At 60.0% G+C, this 14,499-nt stretch carries 15 protein-coding genes; 10 read left to right on the plus strand and 5 right to left on the minus strand.

What is annotated here, in order from left to right:
- Positions 1–2: 2 nt before the first annotated feature.
- The 8 genes from secD (at position 3) to GGQ68_RS14590 (ending at position 5,840) form a co-directional block, all read left to right on the plus strand.
- Positions 3–1,673, plus strand: coding sequence for a protein translocase subunit SecD (gene secD / locus GGQ68_RS14555; protein WP_183967225.1), 1,671 nt, complete (start codon positions 3–5; stop codon positions 1,671–1,673).
- Position 1,674: 1 nt separating this feature from the next.
- Complete coding sequence (gene secF, locus GGQ68_RS14560; protein WP_183967226.1) at positions 1,675–2,649, plus strand: protein translocase subunit SecF; 975 nt, start codon at positions 1,675–1,677, stop codon at positions 2,647–2,649.
- A gap of 13 nt (positions 2,650–2,662) precedes the next feature.
- On the plus strand, positions 2,663–3,016 hold the full coding sequence (locus GGQ68_RS14565; RefSeq protein ID WP_183967227.1) for an Mth938-like domain-containing protein: 354 nt from the start codon (positions 2,663–2,665) through the stop codon (positions 3,014–3,016).
- Between the two features lie 16 nt (positions 3,017–3,032).
- Positions 3,033–3,641: a heme ABC exporter ATP-binding protein CcmA gene (gene ccmA / locus GGQ68_RS14570; protein ID WP_183967228.1), complete on the plus strand. Its 609-nt coding sequence runs from the start codon at positions 3,033–3,035 to the stop codon at positions 3,639–3,641.
- On the plus strand, positions 3,638–4,294 hold the full coding sequence (ccmB, locus tag GGQ68_RS14575; RefSeq protein ID WP_183967229.1) for a heme exporter protein CcmB: 657 nt from the start codon (positions 3,638–3,640) through the stop codon (positions 4,292–4,294). Before ccmA ends, ccmB begins: the two co-directional genes overlap by 4 nt.
- Before the next feature lie 112 nt (positions 4,295–4,406).
- The gene (locus GGQ68_RS14580; RefSeq protein ID WP_183967231.1) at positions 4,407–5,156 is read left to right on the plus strand and encodes a heme ABC transporter permease; all 750 of its coding nucleotides are present in this window, start codon (positions 4,407–4,409) and stop codon (positions 5,154–5,156) included.
- Positions 5,153–5,305 (plus strand): heme exporter protein CcmD, encoded by a 153-nt coding sequence (gene ccmD, locus GGQ68_RS14585; protein ID WP_183967233.1) that lies wholly within the window; start codon positions 5,153–5,155, stop codon positions 5,303–5,305. The genes GGQ68_RS14580 and ccmD overlap by 4 nt, the downstream gene beginning before the upstream one ends.
- Positions 5,298–5,840 (plus strand): DsbE family thiol:disulfide interchange protein, encoded by a 543-nt coding sequence (locus GGQ68_RS14590; protein WP_183967235.1) that lies wholly within the window; start codon positions 5,298–5,300, stop codon positions 5,838–5,840. The genes ccmD and GGQ68_RS14590 overlap by 8 nt, the downstream gene beginning before the upstream one ends.
- Before the next feature lie 67 nt (positions 5,841–5,907).
- Here the strand turns inward: GGQ68_RS14590 and GGQ68_RS24600 are convergent, their stop codons facing one another.
- A complete protein-coding gene (locus GGQ68_RS24600) occupies positions 5,908–6,039 on the minus strand; it encodes a hypothetical protein (RefSeq protein WP_281374839.1) in 132 nt (43 codons plus the stop codon).
- Positions 6,040–6,464: 425 nt separating this feature from the next.
- On the minus strand, positions 6,465–9,254 hold the full coding sequence (gene acnA / locus GGQ68_RS14595) for an aconitate hydratase AcnA (RefSeq protein ID WP_183967237.1): 2,790 nt from the start codon (positions 9,252–9,254) through the stop codon (positions 6,465–6,467).
- A 222-nt stretch (positions 9,255–9,476) separates the two neighbouring features.
- On the opposite strand from acnA, the gene GGQ68_RS14600 reads away from it, so the two are divergent.
- Complete coding sequence (locus GGQ68_RS14600) at positions 9,477–10,187, plus strand: DUF1223 domain-containing protein (protein ID WP_183967239.1); 711 nt, start codon at positions 9,477–9,479, stop codon at positions 10,185–10,187.
- Here the strand turns inward: GGQ68_RS14600 and GGQ68_RS14605 are convergent.
- On the minus strand, positions 10,184–11,101 hold the full coding sequence (locus GGQ68_RS14605; protein ID WP_183967241.1) for a lysophospholipid acyltransferase family protein: 918 nt from the start codon (positions 11,099–11,101) through the stop codon (positions 10,184–10,186). The two genes, GGQ68_RS14600 and GGQ68_RS14605, sit on opposite strands and share 4 nt — an antisense overlap.
- 84 nt (positions 11,102–11,185) lie before the next feature.
- Complete coding sequence (locus GGQ68_RS14610; RefSeq protein WP_183967243.1) at positions 11,186–12,238, minus strand: flagellar motor switch protein FliG; 1,053 nt, start codon at positions 12,236–12,238, stop codon at positions 11,186–11,188.
- A gap of 195 nt (positions 12,239–12,433) precedes the next feature.
- On the opposite strand from GGQ68_RS14610, the gene GGQ68_RS14615 reads away from it, so the two are divergent.
- A complete protein-coding gene (locus GGQ68_RS14615; RefSeq protein WP_183967245.1) occupies positions 12,434–13,030 on the plus strand; it encodes a response regulator in 597 nt (198 codons plus the stop codon).
- Positions 13,031–13,117: 87 nt separating this feature from the next.
- Here the strand turns inward: GGQ68_RS14615 and purB are convergent, their stop codons facing one another.
- Positions 13,118–14,425 carry an adenylosuccinate lyase gene (gene purB / locus GGQ68_RS14620; protein WP_183967247.1) on the minus strand — a complete coding sequence of 436 codons (1,308 nt, stop codon included), beginning with the start codon at positions 14,423–14,425 and terminating at the stop codon, positions 13,118–13,120.
- Positions 14,426–14,499 lie beyond the last annotated feature (74 nt).

Consider the following 14,499-nt stretch of genomic DNA (forward strand, 5'->3'; position numbering starts at 1 on the left):
TCATGTTGCAGATCGACGCCTGGAAGCGCTGGCTGATCTGGCTCACCGTCGTGGTGGGCCTGCTTTTGGCCATGCCGAACCTGTTCTATTCCCGAGTTGAGACCCACAACGATGCGGTCAAGGCTATCGAGGGCGGCGCGGACACCACCGCCAATCGCGAGGCCGAGGCGCTTTGGCCCGGGTTCCTTCCATCGGGGCTGGTGAACCTCGGGCTCGATCTGCGCGGCGGTGCGCATCTTCTGGCAGAAGTGCGCATGGAAGACGTCTACAAAAGCCGGATGGAAGCGCTTTGGCCCGAGGTTCTGCGCGTGCTGCGCGCCGAACGTGACGAAATCGGCACCATCCGTTGGAATTCCGCTGCGGTGGACCAAGGCGAATTGCGCGTGCGGCTGGTGTCGCAGCCCGACGCCATGGAACGCGCCATCGAATTGGTGAACGCGCTGCGTCAGCCGGTTGTTTCATTGACCGGTCAGGGCAGCCATGACTTCGAGGCGCGCGGCGACGGCGACGAATTGGTCATCACCCTGACGGAGGCCGAAAAACAGGCCACGGATGACCGCACCATGCAGCAGTCGCTGGAAATCATCCGTCGCCGTATTGACGAGGTGGGGACCCGCGAGCCGACGATCCAACGTCAAGGCGCGGATCGCATCTTGATCCAGGTGCCGGGCATCGGCTCCGCAGCCGAGCTCAAGGACATCATCGGCACAACCGCGCAGCTGACATTTCAGCCTGTGGTGGGCCGGGCGAGCAACGCCAACGACGCTCCCGGAGCTGGAAATGAAATTCTGCCTTCGCTGGACCAGGAGGGCGTGTTTTACATCCTTGAACAATCTCCGGTCGTGACCGGCGAAGAGCTGACCAACGCGCAGCCGACGTTTGACCAGAACGGTCGCCCGTCGGTGAGTTTTCAGTTCAACGGCTCTGGCGGACGCAAGTTTGGCGAATATACGGCTGCCAACATCGGCTCTCCTTTCGCCATCGTGCTGGACGATGAGGTCATCAGCGCCCCAGTCATCCAAAGCCACATCGGCGGCGGTGCGGGTATCATCACCGGTGATTTCACCATCGAGGAATCGACCAACCTTGCGGTTCTGTTGCGCGCAGGCGCATTGCCCGCGGGTCTGGATTTCCTCGAAGAGCGGACAATCGGCCCGGAACTGGGCCAGGACAGCATCGACGCAGGCAAGATGGCGACAATTGTCGCATTCGCGGCTGTGCTGATCTTCATGCTGGCGAGCTATGGCTTGTTTGGCGTGTTTGCCAACATTGCGTTGATTTTGAACGTCGCGATGATGTTTGGCCTGTTGTCGATGATCGGGGCGACACTGACGCTGCCGGGTATCGCAGGTATCGTGCTGACGGTCGGCATGGCGGTGGACGCCAACGTGCTGATTTTTGAGCGTATCCGCGAAGAGCTGAAAACTGCCAAAGGTCCGGCCCGTGCCATTGAACTTGGCTATGAAAAAGCCCTGTCGGCTATTGTCGACGCTAACATCACCACGTTCATCACGGCGGTGATCCTGTACGTTATGGGGTCAGGTCCTGTGCGCGGCTTTGCGGTCACGCTGGGATTTGGCATCATCACATCGGTGTTCACGGCGATCTTTGTCACGCGTCTGTTGATCGTGGTCTGGTTCGAACGCCGCCGCCCCAAGACGATTGAGGTCTGATATGCGCTTGCGACTGGTAAAAGACGATCTGAATCTGGACTATTTCAAGCGGGCGACCATTTGGCTGGGTATCTCTGGCGTGCTCGTCGTGATCGCTTTGATCAGCTTCTTTATGCAGGGGCTGAACTACGGCATCGATTTTCGCGGCGGGACTACGATCCGAACCGAAACCTCGACGCCGGTGGATGTGGGCGAGTACCGAAGCGCATTGGACGCGCTGGGGATGGGCGATGTCGTGATTTCCGAGGTCTTCGACCCCAGTTTCCGCGATGACCAGAACGTTGCCATGGTGCGCATCGGCGCGCAGGATGGCGAAGAAGCGGTGAGCACCGAGGTCATCGAAAGCGCGGAGGCCGCATTGGCCGAGGTCGCGCCCGACATTCGGTTTGTTTCCGTGGAATCGGTTGGACCCAAGGTTTCCGGCGAGTTGATCCAGACCGCATCACTTGCTGTGGCGCTCGCCATAGGCGCGGTGCTCATCTACATCTGGTTGAGGTTCGAATGGCAGTTCGCGGTGGGGGCGGTCGTCGCCCTTGTGCACGATGTGGCGCTGACCATCGGGATCTTTTCCGAGTTGCAGATCAAGTTCGACCTCGCCATCATCGCAGCGCTTTTGACCATCGTCGGCTATTCGTTGAACGATACCGTGGTCGTGTTCGACCGTGTGCGCGAGAACCTGATCAAGTATAAATCCAAGGACCTCAAAGAGGTTCTCAACATGTCCATCAACGAGACCATGAGCCGGACCATCATGACCTCTCTGACGACACTTATCGCGCTGATTGCGCTGTTTGTGCTGGGCGGCGACGTGATCCGTGGCTTTGTCTTTGCGATGATCTGGGGCGTGTTTGTCGGCACCTATTCGTCGATCTTCGTGGCTTCGACCTTTCTTGTGAAGCTCGGGGTCAAGCGCGACTGGACCAAGCCTGATGAGCCTGGCCCTGCGGGCACCCAGTTCGGCGACGTGGACGCGTAAAAGGAGGCACCAGATGCGCCTGAACGAGATCGTCTTTACCGATGCGCGGCCCGTGGATGGCTACGGGCCGGGCTTTTTCCGCGTGGCGGGAGAGGTCCATGACGGCGCCTTGCTGCTTTGGGACAAAGGCAAAGCCGTCTGGGGCGGTATGGATGACACTGACAGCCTGTTGGGCTTTGTTGGCGAGGTCGATGTGCTGTTCGTGGGCACAGGTGCGGAGATTGCGCATTTGCCCACCGATCTGCGCCATCAGCTCGAAGAGGCGGGGTTGGGGGTTGAAGTGATGAACTCTCCCGCTGCCTGCCGCACCTACAATGTACTGATTTCCGAAGGTCGGCGCGTGGCGCTGGCCGCACTGCCTGTCTGATCGGGCGCGCTGGGGTATGCTGACAGCACAGGATCTGACCGTATCGCGCGGTGGCATCCCGGTGCTGGAAAGCCTCAATTTTACATTGAACGATGGTGCGGCTTTGGTGCTGCGCGGCCCCAACGGTGCAGGTAAGACAACGCTCTTGCGCACGGTGGCGGGGTTGCAGCCACCGATGCAAGGCACGCTAGAGGGCGCCGGCGAACGGATAGCGTATGCGGCCCATGCCGACGGGCTGAAAACCATGCTGACCGTCACGGAGAACCTGAGCTTTTGGGCGTCGGTTTTTGGAACAAGTGGGATCGAGGATGCTGTGCAAGCTTTCGATCTGTCCGCATTGCGCGACCGGCTTGCCGGATCTCTGAGTGCGGGCCAGAAACGGCGGCTGGGGCTGGCAAGATTGATGGTCACAGGGCGACCCGTTTGGGTGCTGGATGAACCGACAGTCTCGTTGGATGCCGTTTCGGTGGGCTTGTTCGCCGACGCCGTGCGCGCGCATTTGTCGGGTGGTGGCTCCGCGCTGATGGCCACACATATAGATCTGGGGCTGGAGGCAGGTGTCCTTGACGTTGGTCCGTTCAAAGCCCGTCCTCGCGCCGCTTTGGAAGACGAGGCGTTTCTATGATCGCCCTGCTGCTCCGGGATTTGCGTTTGGCCGTGCGTGCGGGCGGAGGCTTTGGCCTTGGGCTGGTGTTCTTTCTGATCGTGACGGTGCTTGTGCCCTTTGGCGTTGGTCCGCAGACCGATCTTTTGTCGCGGATCGCGCCGGGGGTCCTGTGGGTCGGCGCGCTTCTGGCTTGTCTGCTGTCGTTGGACCGGATCCTGGCCTTGGATTGGGAAGATGGCTCGCTTGACCTGCTGGCCACCGCGCCATTGCCCATGGAGGGCATCGTCAGCGTCAAGGCCTTGGCGCATTGGATCACCACGGGACTGCCGCTGGTTTTTATCGCCCCGATGCTGGGCGTGCTGCTGAGCCTGCCGTTGGAGGGCTACGTTTGGGTGCTGGTCAGCTTGCTGCTCGGCACGCCTGCGCTGTCGGTGATCGGCACGTTCGGCGCGGCACTGACAGTGGGCTTGAAACGCGGCGGACTGTTGATGAGCCTTCTGGTTCTGCCGCTCTACGTGCCTACGCTGATCTTTGGTGCAGAGGTGGCGCGGCGCGGCGCCGACGGGCTGGCTGTGGCGACACCTTTGGCAATGTTGGCTGGAATCAGTTTTGGAGTCATGGCGCTTCTGCCCTTTGCCAGCGCGGCGGTGCTGCGTATCAATCTGCGATAGGCTATGTCGGCGTAAACCCCGAGCTGCAGGCAAGGCTGCGCGGGGCGGCGAACATATTGCGTCTCACCGATATTTGAGGTGTATGGAGCAGGGGAAGAGGGTAGGGAAAACCATGGCGTCGATCTGGGAATATGCCAATCCGGTAAAGTTTGTCCGCACGGCCGACAGGGTTTTGCCTTGGCTGTCGGGCCTGTCTCTGACCGCTTTGGTGGTGGGACTGGTCTGGGGTTTTTTCTTTACGCCGGACGATTATCGTCAGGGCGCGACGGTCAAGATCATCTATCTGCACGTTCCGGCCGCGCTGATGGCGATCAACGCATGGCTGATGATGTTGGTGACCTCCCTGATCTGGATAGTACGGCGGCACCATGTCTCGGCTCTGGCGGCGCGCGCAGCGGCTCCGGTGGGCGCACTGTTCACTGTGATTGCGCTGGTGACTGGCGCGATCTGGGGGCAGCCGATGTGGGGAACATGGTGGGCGTGGGACCCTCGGTTGACCTCTTTTCTGATCCTTTTCCTGTTTTACCTCGGCTACATGGCGCTGTGGGGCGCGATCGAAAATGACGACACCGCCGCTGACCTGACGTCGATCCTGTGTCTCGTGGGATCGGTCTTTGCGATACTGTCGCGCTATGCGGTCAACTTCTGGAACCAGGGGCTGCATCAAGGCGCATCAGTGATGCGGGCCGGGGCGCTGGCCGGTGACACGGCGGAGCGCGTGTCGAACGTATATGCGGTGCCGCTTTTCATCTGCATGGCGGGATTTGCCTTGCTGTTCCTTGCGCTGGTGCTGTTGCGGACACAGACTGAAATTCGCGCCCGCCGCATGCGGGCACTGTTGATGAGGGAGCGGATGGCATGATGCCGGAGCTTGGGAAATATGCGACGGAGGTGCTGTCCTCCTATGTTGTGTCTCTGGTGCTGATCGGCGTGCTGGTTGCCATGTCCGTTGTCCGTGCGCGACGGGTCAAGCGTGAGCTGGCTGATGTGGAGGGCCGCCGCAATGGCTAAGGTGTCACCGCTGATGATCTTGCCGCCGGTGATTTTTGCGGCGTTCGGGCTGGTGGCGTACATGGGGTTGGGCCGGGAAGGCGCAAACGATCTCGAAAGCATGTTCGAGGGCAAGCCTGCGCCGTCGATGACCGATGTCCCGTTGGAGGGCTATCCTGCCATCACGCCAGAGCTGTTGGCGTCAGGCGAGGTAACGCTGGTGAACTTCTGGGCCTCGTGGTGCCCGCCGTGCCGTGCCGAACATCCACGCTTGCTGGAGATGGCGGAAGACGGCATTCCCATCCTTGGGGTGAACCTCAAGGATCAGACGGGCAATGCGACGTCCTATCTGGCGAAAGACGGTAATCCGTTTCAGGCGGTGGCGTTTGATCCCGCAGGGCGCACGGCAATTGAATGGGGCGTGACTGGCCCGCCAGAGACTTTCATACTGGATGGAGAGGGCATGGTCCTGTTCAAGTTTGTTGGGCCGTTGGTCGGATCGGACTATGAGCAGAGATTTTTGCCTGAGCTGCAAAAAGCGCTGGCAGGCGAGTGACATCAGCTTGATGAGGATAGACTAAAGGGCGCCCTTGGCGCCCTTCTTGGTTCCCGTTGCGCTGTCTTTATAACTCGCAAACGGCTTCGGTCTGGCTGCCGGAGCAGTGGTGGCTCGCATTCTGAGCGGTGCTCGCATAGGCGCCAAAAACTGCGAGCATCAGGAGTGCGCCCGCCTGGATCAAGGTAATGAGTTTCATGTGTCTGCCTCTGATTCTGCCGAAGGGCCTTTGCGGCCTCTGTGCATTTGATTTGGGGCTAAGGGGTGGCATTTGGAAGTCGCTATTTTTGCAATGTGGTCGTCTATAAATTGAGTTGATCTAAAATTGTGCGGATCGTCGCCTTGGTGATCTGATTCTGGCACTGTGCCGCCGACGCAAGAGTAATGAGATTACCCTAGGGCATCCCGGTATCTTTGCGCAGGTCAGGATAACCAGACCGATTGCCTGATCGGGCAGCGCCAGAACTCTCTGCTGGCTGCCGTGATCCAACGTCTTTGGTCCGCACTGAGAGCAGGGGCGGAGGCGTAGACCGTTCCAGCGTCAAAACAGACGCCAAGAAAAAAGCGCCCCGTGAAGGGGCGCTTTCAGTGCAATATTTCGGCAGGGTTAACCGCCGCTGTGTTTTATTCCGCTGCGACGGGCGCATCCTTGGCAAGATTGCGCAGGACGTAGTGCAGCACGCCACCGTGCTCGATGTATTCCACCTCGATGGCGGTATCGATCCGGCACTTCAGGGTGATCTCCTTGGTGGAGCCATCCGCAAAAGTGATGGTGCAAGGCGTTTCCTGACCGGGCTTCACATCGTCCAGACCTTTGATGTCGATGGTTTCGTCACCTTTCAGGCCCAGCGATTTACGGGTGTCGCCGCCGGTGAATTCGAACGGGATAACGCCCATACCAACCAGGTTGGAGCGGTGGATCCGCTCGAAGCTCTCGGCCACGACCGCTTTGACGCCAAGCAAAGCCGTGCCTTTGGCCGCCCAGTCACGCGAGGAGCCCGCGCCGTACTGTTCACCGCCAAAGATAACCAAGGGAGTGCCTTGGTCCTGATAGGCCATCGCAGCATCGTAGATGGAGGTCTCTTTGCCATCGGGGCCCTTGGTGTAGCCGCCTTCGACGCCGTTCAACATCTCGTTCTTGATGCGGATGTTGGCGAAGGTGCCCCGCATCATGACTTCGTGGTTGCCGCGACGGGAGCCGTAGGAGTTGAACTCACGGACGGGCACCTGACGCTCTGTCAGGTACTGACCGGCAGGCGTGCTTTCCTTGAAGGAGCCAGCGGGGGAGATGTGGTCGGTTGTGACCATATCGCCCAGGATCGCCAGAACACGCGCGCCGTCGATGTTGGAGATGGTGCCCGGCTCTTTGCCCATGTCCTGGAAGTAGGGCGGGTTCTGAACGTAGGTCGAAGCAGCTGGCCAGTCGTAGGTTTCGCCGCCGTTGACTTCGACGCCCTGCCATTTTTCGTCGCCCTTGAAGACGTCGGCGTACTTCTCCTGAAAGCTGTCGCGCGTAACGGTCTTTTCGACCAGCGCTGCAATCTCGGCGTTCGAAGGCCAGATGTCTTTCAGGTAGACGTCATTGCCGTCTTTGTCCTGACCTAGCGCATCTTTGGTGATGTCGACGTTCATGTCACCGACCAGCGAATAGGCTACCACCAGCGGCGGGGATGCCAGGTAGTTCGCGCGCACGTCAGGCGAAATACGACCTTCGAAGTTGCGGTTGCCCGATAGAACCGAGGTCGCAACCAGATCATACTGGTTGATTGCCTTGGAAATCGGGGCGTCGAGCGGACCGGAGTTGCCGATACAGGTCGTGCAGCCATAGCCCACAAGGTTAAAGCCGATGGCGTCGAGGTGCTCCTGCAGGCCAGCGGCCTCAAGATACTCGGACACGACCTGCGATCCCGGTGCGAGCGAGGTTTTCACCCAAGGCTTACGGTTCAGGCCCAGCTCGTGCGCTTTCTTCGCCACCAAGCCCGCGCCAATCATGACGTAGGGGTTGGAGGTGTTGGTGCACGACGTGATCGAGGCGATCACGATTGAGCCGTCGTGCAGCTGGTAGTTGCCTTCAGCAGTTTCCACATAGCCGCGCTTGTGGCTGCCTTCGTCGCCGGGGATGTCGCGCGGTTCGGGCTGGCCGCCTTCACCTTCCCATGTGACTTCCTGCGCAACGGAGGCGTCTTCTCCGCTGCGGACACCTTTGATGTACTCAGCGAAAGCAGGCGCGGCCTTGTCCAGCGCGATGTAATCCTGCGGACGTTTCGGACCGGAGATCGCGGGCACGATTGTGCCCATGTCCAGTTCGAGGGTCGAGGAATAGATCGGGTCGTAGTCGGCGCCGCGCCAGAAACCGTTTTCCTTGGCGTAGGCTTCGACCAGTGCGATGCGGTTCTCGTCACGGCCCGATACGTGCATGTAGCGCAGCGTTTCATCGTCGATCGGGAAGAAACCACAGGTTGCACCGTATTCCGGCGCCATGTTTGCGATGGTGGCGCGCTGTGCCAGCGGCAGGTTGTCGAGGCCGTCGCCGTAGAATTCGACGAACTTGGACACGACGCCGTGCTCGCGCAGCATTTCGACGACCTTGAGGACAAGGTCGGTGCCGGTTGTGCCTTCGACCATTTCGCCGGTCAGTTTGAAGCCGACGACTTCGGGGATCAGCATGGAGATCGGCTGTCCCAGCATGGCTGCTTCGGCTTCGATCCCGCCGACGCCCCAGCCCAGAACGGCTGCGCCGTTGACCATGGTCGTGTGGCTGTCAGTGCCGACAAGCGTGTCAGGGTAGGCAACCATTTCGCCATTCTGGTCGGTGTCGGTCCAGACGGTCTGCGCGAGATATTCCAGGTTCACCTGGTGGCAGATGCCCGTGCCCGGGGGAACAACGCGGAAGTTGTTGAACGCGGTCTGGCCCCACTTGAGGAACTCGTAGCGCTCCATGTTGCGCTCGTATTCACGGTCGACGTTCATCTGGAACGCGCGGGGATTGCCGAATTCGTCGATCATCACGGAGTGGTCGATGACCAGATCCACGGGGTTCAGCGGGTTGATCTTTTGTGCGTCGCCACCGAGCGCTTTGATGCCGTCGCGCATCGCGGCCAGGTCAACCACAGCGGGAACGCCGGTGAAGTCCTGCATCAACACGCGGGCAGGGCGGTAGGCCAGCTCGCGGTCGCCTTTGCCGCCATTGGTTGCCCAGTCAGAGAACGCCTTGATGTCGTCCTGTGTCACTGTTTTACCGTCTTCGAAGCGGAGCATGTTCTCCAGCACAACCTTGAGGGCGGCGGGCAGTTTGGAGAAATCGCCAAGGCCAGCGGCTTCTGCTGCGGGGATCGAGTAATAGGCGACGGTTTGGCCGCCTGCTTCGAGCGTCTTGCGCGTCTTTGCGCTGTCGTTGCCGACTTGAATGGTCATTGGATGCCTCCGATGGTGGACGGATTTGGGTGTCTTGCACTCTAATGCCGCATGGCAGCGTTCAACTCAAGAGGGCTGCGTCGTTTTGTATGCCATTGTACACAATTTTTCATGTCGTTTCCAAAGTGGGTTTGTCACAGGCTCTCGCAAATGATTGATTGGTTTCATCACATATCAGGAGATAAACAGTTTGAAGACGGGGCAAGAGCGGGATGCGATGCGATGAACAGAGTTCTGACACTGGGGGCCGCTGTCTGGATGGGGCTGGCCGGATTACCGGCAGGCATCGCCCATGCCGAAGACGACAACCCTGTGGTGGTCGAATTGTTCACCTCGCAGGGCTGCTCAAGCTGCCCGCCAGCGGATGCGCTTCTGGAAGAAATCGGCACCCGGGATGACGTGATCGCCTTGGCGCTTCACGTTGATTACTGGGATTATATCGGCTGGAAAGACCGGTTCGCATCGCCGAAATTCACCAAGCGTCAAAGGGGCTATGCCCGGGCTGGTGGGTGGAAGATGATCTACACACCGCAGATTGTTGTGAACGGGATGGAAGACGTCGTCGGGTCACGTCCGGGGGCCGTTTCTGCATTAATCGCAGCGCACGAAGATGCCGCGCCCAAGGCACATGTCACCTTGGAACGCGTTGGGGACATGGTGCGTATTCGGGCCGTCAGTGATGGACAGGTTCGCCCTTGCGACGTGCATGTCGTGCGGTACGATCCGGCCGAAGAGGTCATGATAGGCCGCGGCGAGAATGCCGGAAAAACAGTCAATTATACACATATTGTGCGTGATTGGGATGTCGCCGCGCGGTGGGACGGCACGGGCACCTTCGAAGCCGAAGTTCCGGTGCCCGGTGATATGCCCGTGGTCGTGCTGCTTCAATCCCCACGGCATGGGCCAATCATCGCGGCTGCGCGCCTGCGTTAAGTTTGTTTCATGGCCTTGGCGCGACGCTTTGCCATGCGCTTTGGCTTCCAGCGTCGATGCGTCCACATCCATTGGCCGGGGTCCGCTTCGATACGCGCCTCTAGCCGCTTTGTGACCTCTGTCATCATCGTGACGGGATCGGTATGTGGCACGGGTTCCTCTATCACTGCGTCAAAGCCATAGCGGTCCTCGCGGCGAATGCCGAAATACGGGATCAGCAGCGCTCCGGTTTTGAGTGCGATGTCCGCGGGCGAGGTCGCCGTCGGTGCAGGTTGGCCCAGAAAGTCGATCATCGCGCCCGAGGATTCAAACACATCGAAGGCCATGGCAGCCATCCCACCTTCGCGTACATGTTTGATAAGCCCCATCGTTCCGCGTCGCCCCTGTTCAAAGACGGGCTCACCAACGTCTCGATAGTTGCGGATGTAACGCGCGTTCATCGGCGCGTTGGACATGGGACGCAGCAGGCCGGCAACCGTGTAGCCGCGCGCAACCAACGCGGCGCGTGCGCAAATCGGGCTGCCGTAATGACCGGTGATCAACAAGACGGGGCGTCGGTTTTCACGCGCCTCTTTTAGAATGGGCACACCGGGGCCGCTGAGCGGATAGTTCGCTCCACGCTGCAGCATCTCCTCCGGATCGTAATTTTCGATCAAGGCGCGGGCGAGATTGTCGATTGATTTGCTGGCGATGGCCTTTTTGCGTTCCTCGGTCAGCTCAGGCCAAACGAAGTTGAGGTTCTCATCGACTCGATCATACCAGCCCAATGCGTGCGCCGCCACATGGCGCACCAACCATCCCGTCAGAGAAAGCCTTTGGCGGACGGGCAGCAGGCCGGTTGCACCGATGTATGCGTTAAGCGCCGCATTGGCGAAACGCTCCTTTTTGGAAGGGGAAGATGATTGATCTGCCAAGGCGTTGGTCCGCTTGTGTGGTCGGGCCGGTTCTACGCGCGCAGAAAAGGGGCGGCAAGGGGCACAGGAGCGCCCCCGCGCGGTTTACTCATCTGAGTCGGGGTCGAGCAGTTCGATTTCACCCACGCCCACGAGGTCTCGAATGGCTGAGACGACAGCGTTCATCGCTTTTTCGCCGACTTTGGGTTTGACCGTACCTTTCCCCGAGGCTTCTTCGCGGATGCTCTCGGCCAGACGCTTGGACATGTTGCTGAGCAGGAAGTCGGCTGTCGCCTGATCCTCAGGGGTTTCCGCTGCGGCGATTGCCGTGGCCAGGACATCCGGCGGCACGTCGCGTGATATCTTTGGAACATCGATCGCATTTAGGCGCTCGGGGATGTTTGCGAAGGTAAAGATCGCCTTTCGCACGGCGGAGGCGAATTCCTCATCTTCTTGTTCAAGTTGTTGAAGCAATTCGTCGCGTATCGCAGCGTTGGAATAGTTTAGAATCGCGCCAAGCCGTTCATCGGGCCGTTTGACGAAAGCCTTTTCAGGCTCCTGGTCGATCTGCGCAGCAAGGCTCAAGCCGATGCGATCCACTGCATCGGGTGTGACACCTGTGGTCATGGACACAGCGTAAGAGATCCGCCGCGCCTTGTCGCCGGGCAGCTTGCCCAGGACCAAGGCAGCCTTACCCACGTCGATTTTGGACATCATGACGGCAGCAACCTCTGTGCTTTCGGACAACACAAGCTGCTCCAGCCGCTCCGGCGGCAGGGCGTTGATGCGGTCCCACGGATCGCCTGTCTGGCGAACCCCGGCTTCCTTGCGCAACCGCGATGCCGTTCTTGGATTGATGCGCCCATCCAGCGCCGTCAAGGCGCCAGCCATATCACCGGGGAAAGAAAGCCCAACTGATTCCAGCTCATCGGCAAACTCATTTATCACCTGATTGAGCGTTTCTCGGTCGATGTAGCGCATATTGCCCAGCAGAAGGGTAAGCTCCTCCTGCAACTCGTCGGGCAAAGCAGCGAGCGGAACATCGGAGTCCTCGTTCAGGAGGAACTGTACGATGATAGCGGCCTTCGCCTTGCGCGAAAGCGGGAGTTTTCCGGCCGTGAACGGACCGGGAAGGGCGGCGAGAGCCATGTTCGACATGAAGTGGTCTCCGGACATCTGATGCTGCCCTTGGTAGACGGACAAGGTTGCCCGGCTCTTAAAGAAGAGAGGGGGGAGGCCACCTAAATTTGCCTAGAATGCGAGGTATTTGCGACGCCAGGCGTTAGGGTCGTCTTCACGCTTGCCGCCCAGTTTAAAGATGGTGGGTGCGTAAATATCGGGGATAAGGCTGGCATGGCTTGGTTGGAGCGGCAAGGGCCAGGCACTTGCCTGGTCGTGGACGACAATTCCTTTGACAGGTGTATGTTGCGGCGCTGCCTCGGGCGCGATCGCCCCGACCTTGAGCTGTTTGAGGTGGATTGCCTTGCGGGCGCGCGGGCCTTTCTGACACGTCGTGCGCCCGATATGATCCTGCTCGACCACCGCCTTCCGGACGGGCAGGGCGCAAGTTTCGCCCGTGAGCTAAAGAAGGATGAGCGGCTGTCCAATACGCTGCTCTGTGTGGTGACGAATGCCGACCCGCGATTGCTGGACCCGGATGTACTGGCCATGTCAAAGGATGACCTGACGCCGCAAGCCCTGTGGACCTTGATCGATGGCTTCCTGGCAGAGGGTAAGGCGGCTGATCGCGAACACCCGCCCACTTGGGTTGCAGAGGTGAACGCAGCCGCGCAGGAAAATCTGGCCGGCGCTGTGTCGCGGATGCTTCGCACATTGCGCCGCGCACGCAGCACGTCACGCCGCAGTATCCCCAGTGCCGCAATGAGCGACCTCGACAGTCTGGAGGAGATGCTGCTGGCCTTCTCTGAAGTTGTGGAGCGCCGCACTTAGTGCCGGCCGGAAGAGCACCCCGTAGCGCGGACGAAAAACGCCGCCCTTCATAGAAAGACGGCGTCAATTCAAGGCACTAACCCGAGATCAGTCTTCGTGGAACACGCGGGCAAAAATCGTGTCGACGTGTTTGGTGTGGTAGCCAAGGTCAAACTTCTCGTTGATCTCTTCTTCGGAGAGGGCCGCGCGGACCTCTTCATCGGCCAGCAGCTCTTCGCGGAAGTCCGTGCGATGATCCCACACTTTCATCGCGTTGCGCTGCACCAGGCGATAGGCATCCTCACGCGACACACCGGCCTGCGTCAGCGCCAGCAGCACGCGCTGCGACATGACCAGACCGGGGAACTTGTTCATGTTGTCGAGCATGTTCTGCGGGTAGACCAGCAGGTTTTCGATCACCGATGTCATGCGCGCGAGCGCGAAATCAAGCGTGATGGTGGTGTCCGGACCAATGTTGCGCTCAACAGAGGAGTGCGAAATGTCGCGCTCGTGCCACAGCGCCACGTTCTCCATCGCCGGGATGACCGCCATGCGCACAAGACGCGCGAGGCCGGTCAGGTTTTCGGTGAGCACCGGGTTCTTCTTGTGCGGCATTGCCGAAGAGCCCTTTTGCCCCATGGAGAAGAACTCTGCCGCTTCCAGAACTTCGGTGCGCTGCATGTGGCGGATTTCAATGGCGATGTTCTCGATTGACGACGCGATGACACCCATCGTGGCAAAGAACGCCGCGTGACGGTCGCGCGGAATAACCTGCGTGGAAATCGGTTCCGGCACGAGACCAAGCTGATCGCAAACATGCTCTTCGACCGCCGGGTCAATGTTGGCGAACGTTCCGACCGCACCGGAAATCGCGCCTGTGGCGACTTCCGCGCGCGCATCGCGCATCCGGGAGAGGTTGCGGTCCATTTCAGCATAGAACCGTGCAAAGGTGAGCCCCATCGTGGTCGGCTCGGCGTGGATGCCGTGCGAGCGCCCGATACGGATGGTATCCTTGTGCTCGTAGGCTCGCTTTTTCAGGGCGGCAAGCAGCCCTTCGATGTCGGCGATCAGGATGTCCGCGGCGCGCACCAGCTGCACATTGAAGCAGGTGTCCAGAACATCCGAAGAGGTCATGCCCTGATGGACGAAACGCGCCTCGTCCGAGCCGACATGTTCCGCGAGGTGGGTGAGGAAGGCGATGACGTCATGCTTTGTCACGGCTTCGATCTCGTCGATGCGGGCGACGTCGAACTCCACGTCCTTGGCCTTCCACACGGCGTCAGCGTTTTCCTGCGGGATCACACCCAGCTTTGCCATGGCGTCGCAGGCGTGGGCCTCGATCTCGTACCAGATCTTGAACTTGGTCTCGGGCGACCAGATGGCGACCATGTCGGGGCGAGAGTAACGGGGAATCATCGGCGGGGCCTCCTGCGCGTGTACGGTTGCGGGCCGTTTACGGGGCTGAGCCGCTGTCCTCAAGGGCTGGGCGG

The sequence above is a fragment of the Sagittula marina genome, assembly GCF_014196795.1.
GTDB classification, from domain to species: Bacteria; Pseudomonadota; Alphaproteobacteria; order Rhodobacterales; family Rhodobacteraceae; genus Sagittula; species Sagittula marina.